Origin of the sequence: Sphingobium sp. (genome assembly GCF_032153725.1) — a bacterium.
Classification (GTDB): domain Bacteria; phylum Pseudomonadota; class Alphaproteobacteria; order Sphingomonadales; family Sphingomonadaceae; genus Sphingobium.
Map to the genome: position 1 here is coordinate 1 of NZ_JALDYQ010000141.1, position 4516 is coordinate 4516.

At 59.4% G+C, this 4516-nt stretch carries 5 protein-coding genes; 3 read left to right on the forward strand and 2 right to left on the reverse strand.

The window, feature by feature from the left end; translation table 11 throughout:
- Positions 1-608: amidohydrolase family protein (locus RUH75_RS23360; RefSeq protein WP_409592424.1), on the reverse strand; the 608-nt coding region annotated here is incomplete at its 3' end.
- Positions 609-785: 177 nt separating this feature from the next.
- Here RUH75_RS23360 and RUH75_RS23365 point away from each other — a divergent pair.
- Positions 786-1511 carry an IclR family transcriptional regulator gene (locus RUH75_RS23365; protein WP_313809602.1) on the forward strand — a complete coding sequence of 242 codons (726 nt, stop codon included), beginning with the start codon at positions 786-788 and terminating at the stop codon, positions 1509-1511.
- 56 nt (positions 1512-1567) lie between these two features.
- On the opposite strand, the gene RUH75_RS23370 is transcribed toward RUH75_RS23365, so the two are convergent.
- Positions 1568-2563, reverse strand: a complete 996-nt coding sequence (locus RUH75_RS23370; protein WP_313809603.1) for a tripartite tricarboxylate transporter substrate-binding protein — start codon at positions 2561-2563, stop codon at positions 1568-1570.
- A gap of 186 nt (positions 2564-2749) precedes the next feature.
- On the opposite strand from RUH75_RS23370, the gene RUH75_RS23375 reads away from it, so the two are divergent.
- The gene (locus tag RUH75_RS23375) at positions 2750-3745 is read left to right on the forward strand and encodes a tripartite tricarboxylate transporter substrate binding protein (protein ID WP_313809604.1); all 996 of its coding nucleotides are present in this window, start codon (positions 2750-2752) and stop codon (positions 3743-3745) included.
- Positions 3746-3768: 23 nt separating this feature from the next.
- Positions 3769-4320 (forward strand): tripartite tricarboxylate transporter substrate-binding protein, encoded by a 552-nt coding sequence (locus RUH75_RS23380; protein ID WP_313809605.1) that lies wholly within the window; start codon positions 3769-3771, stop codon positions 4318-4320.
- The last annotated feature ends 196 nt before the right edge of the window (positions 4321-4516 follow it).

The following is a 4516-nucleotide window of genomic DNA, read 5'->3' on the forward strand; positions in this document are numbered from 1 at the left end:
GGAAATGCCCGCGCCAGGGAGACCACCTCATCGATCTGGGGGTGGTAGACCCATGCGTCGAAGGAGAGCCCGTATTCGGCCAGCTTCGCATAGCCTTTGCGAAACTCGGCGTCGCCATATAAGCCCGCGGGTGGGCGGGACAGCACGCCGTGCTTGAAGGCGGGGTGGCGCGCACCGGAATGGCGGATGCCTTTGAAGCGCCCCCGGCCGGCGTCGATGTGCGCGGCGAGTACTTCCCCCACGCCTGCCCCCAGCCTGAGGTCCGCGAAACCGACGATGCCGGCGGCGATTCCCTGCGCGGCCTGGCCCAGCGATTCGCACTGCGCCACCACGTATTCTGTCTCGCCGACAGGCTTCAGATGTTCGGGGCCGCTTGTGCGGTAAGCGTGCCCGCATTGGATATAAACCGTTGCCGTCACGGCATGGCCGGCCTTCATGTCGGCGGCCAGGTCCTTGACGAAATAGCCGCCCCAATGCGATGAGAAATGATGGTGCGGATCGATGATGGGCTGGTCTGGATCCAGCGCTGCTTCGGTCGCGGTCCCGCCGTCTGCGGCAGGAGGCCGATGCGGAATGATGGGTAAATCCTCATCCAGGTTATCTGGCATCGCATTCGTTCCCAGGAAGTTCGGCTGTATCCGTTCAGTGCTGTCGTACACATATGTGTACGTAGTGTTCAGCCGGCAGAACAAATCCTACGCCCGTCATTGTGATTGCGCAACCATCCTTTCGCATAGAATGCGGCTGTGACTGACGGAGAGACTGAGGGCCTAGTGAGCGCAGATGTGAAGAGCGCGGTGCGCGTTCTGCAGATTTTTCAGCTGTACGCCGACATCAAGGCGCCGGCTTCGTTGGCGACGATCAGCCAGCGATTGGAGATGCCGAAGTCGAGTTGCCAGGCGCTGTTGCGCACGCTGGAAGCGCATGGATATCTGTCCAATCGGGATGAGTCGAAGGACTATTACCCGACGCGCAAGCTCTACGATGAGATGCGGACCATCGTTGAGGAGGATCCCTTTCTAAAGGATCTGATGCCTTTGCTGGAAGAACTCAGCGACGCGACGGGCGAATCGGTGTTCCTGGCACGGCGCCAGGACTTGATGGCGCATTACCTTGAAATCGTTCAAGGACGGCAGTCGCTGCGTTTCGCGGGCACGGCGGGAGAGCGCCGTCCGCTTTATATCGGGGCGGCGGGGCAGAGCCTGTTGGGTGGCATGCCGAAAGCGGAACGCGTCGCGCTGGTGAATCGACTTGAGTTCGAGCGTTTCTCGCCGAATACCATCACGAGCGGCGCCGCGCTGCTCAAGCAGGTGGAAGAGGGCGTCAAACGTGGCTGGTTCATGTCGATCGGCGGGTTCCAGCTGGAGGTCTCTTCGATCGGCAATTATGTCTGGTTGAATGAACAGCTCTATGCGATCGTGATCGCGGCGCCGACGCAGCGGATAGAGCGTAATCAGAAAACGTTGAGCCGCTTGGTGATGGATTTGTGCGCGCGGGTGACCGAGCGTTGAGGCTGCCGCCGCGCCGGCGGGTCAATGGTCAATGATCATTGGTCATTGTTCATTGGTCAATGGCGCGGCGCAGGGCTCCAGTGGTCGGTCCCGACCTCCGCCCAATGCACGGCTTCTTCTTCGATAAGCTGGCGTAGCGCGTCGGCGCTGTTCAATCCTGAGGGAAGGATGTAGCCGAGGCCATGCAGTTGCTCGCGCAATTGGCGTCTGGACAGCACGCGGTTCAACGAGGTGTTCAGGCGCTGCGCGATTTCTGGCCGGGTCGCGATCGGCGCCATCAAGCCGTACCAGGCGTTACCGCGCAGGTCGACGTAGCCCTGCTCGTGAAAGGTGGGGATGGTTGGTGCCGATGGTGCCCGTTCCTGGCCTGACACCGCGATCGCTTGCACAGCATCCGCGCGCAGATAAGGCAGCGCCGCCGATAGCGTGATGAAGACCGTGTCGACGTACCCGCCGATCGCGTGGGAGAAAGCCTGGTCCGCATAGATATAAGGAACGTGCATCAATTCCACGTTAGCTTCCTGCTGAAACTCTTCGCAGAGTAAATGGCCGGTGGATCCTACGCCGCCGGAGGCGCAGCGGATCGACATGGGGTAGTCCTTCGCCCGCGTGGCGAGTTCCCTGGCGCTTGTGATCATTGCATCCTTTCCGGCGATGACGACACTGGGCGCCGAGGCCATCAAGCCTATGGGTTGCAGTTCACGGCGTAAATCGTAGCGGGGGTTTGCCTGCAAGGCGCCATAGGCCACGTTGGGTCTGGCCGATACGAAAAGCGTGTAGCCATCGGGCCGGCATCGCGCCACATGTTCCGCCGCGATGTTGCCCGAATCGCCCGGGCGATTTTCGACCTGCACTTTGGTCGCCAGTTCGTGTTCGAGCTCCATGGCGATATGCCTGGCGATGATGTCGACGCCGGCACCGGGTGATCCGCCAACCACCAGAGTGATTCGTTGAGAGGGGTAGGCGTCCAGGGCGCGTGAGGAATAGCTTCTCAAGGACACTACGTTGCTTGCCAATTGAGTGGCAGGTGCTCTGGGGTCATCGAATTGCATGCACGTCTCCATGGTCATTGTGTAGCGGGTGTTGGCAACACATGACGGCATTAGTCGACGGAAGTTGTTGAGCGTTCCCTGCGGAACCTATGTGCGTGTGGATTCACTCAGGCGATAGCTGTCGCGTACGGTGATCGTTGCTGGAGATGAGGTGCGTCTCTGCGTCAAATGCACGGGAGATCGGATATGGACGAAGGCAGAAGAAGATTCGGGCTATTGGCTGCCGCTGAAGGTCTGATGCCAATGCCCGCGATCCCTGCTGACGTGTGTCCCGAGGGCTATCCGAAACGTCCCATAACGCTCATTGTTGGTCAGCCATTGGGCGACGGCGCCGACCTTATCGCACGTCATGTGGCGTCATTGATGGAGGAGACCTTGGGGCAGAAGATCATCATCGAGAATCGGCCGGGTGCTGCTGGCAACGTCGCGGCGGCTTCGGTCGCGCGGATGAACTGCGACGGGTATGTCTTATTCCTGGCTGCGCGCCCCGTGATCCTGCATAAGAGGATGTACCGAGATATCAAGTACGACTTCTTCAGAGATTTCGCTCCGGTGGGCATGGTTGCCCGGGTCCCTTATGTCCTGATCATGGGCAAGCACGTAGTCGCCAGGACTCTGCAAGACGTCATTGCGTTGGCGAACGAGTATCCCGAGATGTTGACATGTGGGTCGGGGGGAGTGGGTTCGACGACTCATTTGTTGTGCGAGACCTTGCGCGAACGGGCACGTTTGCCGTGGACCCATATTCCATACAACGGCGACACACCGGCACTCGTCGATGTCATCGCGGGCAGGCTCGATTTCTCCATCGTCACTGCGCCGTCAGTGTTGACCCATATCGATTCGGGAAATATCCGTGCAATCACAGTTTTTTCACGCAAGAGAGTCTTCATGATGTCCTCGGTTCCCAGCCTCTCGGAGTATGGATTCATGGATGCGGATGCTGAAGGTTGGTTCGCTCTCATGGCTCCAACAGGAACGCCTTCGCATGCTATCGCCAGATTGAATCAGGCCATCAATGGGGCGCTGGTGAAACCTGCCATCCGGACCAGATTGGCGCGCGCCGGCTTTGTGATGCCGTTCTCCAACAATACTTCGGACGACCTTGAGACCTTTCTAAAAGACGACGCTGAGAAGTGGATTGCGACCATCGACGCGCGGCAAATCGGTGGAATCCAATAGTCGACCCTTCTGAGGAGAAGATGGTGAACGTTTATCCAGATCGCCCTATCACCCTGGTAGTCGGCCTCCCTCCAGGCGACACCTCCGATGCCATCGCCCATGAACTGGCGCTGCATATTTCGCAGCAACTGGGCCAGAAGATCATCGTCGAGAACCGTTCAGCCGTGGCGGGCAATATCGGCGCCGACTCGGTCGCGAAATCCAGCCCCGATGGCTACACCCTGTACCTGGCGATACGGCCAATACCCCCGCACGAAGCAATTCGCGAGCACATCGAATACGACCTCTCGCGAGAATTCGTCCCCGTCGGCACGATTCTCAAATCGAACACGCAGGCCCACGGCTGGTGCGCGGTGCTGGCGCCCGAGGGCGTTCCAGCGGATGCACTGAACCGCTTGACGCACGGCATCAATTCGGCGCTTTCGAGCAATGACGTCTGCGACAAGCTCGCGCGGCTAGGGTTCGACGTCCCCCCAGCGGCAAATACCCCGGAGATGGTGGGGGACTTCCTGGAAGAAGACACCAGGAAGTGGACAGGCATCCTGGCGACGCACCAGATACTCGGGCTGCAGTAGCCGTCCAGGATACGCCCTGTCAGGCCGGGAAGGGCGCACGCCCGGATATCGGGGACGCATCGAAGCCATGCTCATCGCTAAAGTGTCTCGTCGATGCCAATTTTCCTAGCACGTATAGCTATTCTTAATGGTAAACACCTAGTAAATAAGCTCAGAAGGCGTATAATTTTGCTTTGCGCCCGGAGCTTCCCATGCG

Excerpts from the sequence above, each read along its gene's own strand:
- RUH75_RS23370 (WP_313809603.1), bottom strand. The coding sequence starts at position 2,563 with ATGCAATTCGATGACCCCAGAGCACCTGCCACTCAATTGGCAAGCAAC.
- RUH75_RS23375 (WP_313809604.1), top strand. The coding sequence starts at position 2,750 with ATGGACGAAGGCAGAAGAAGATTCGGGCTATTGGCTGCCGCTGAAGGT.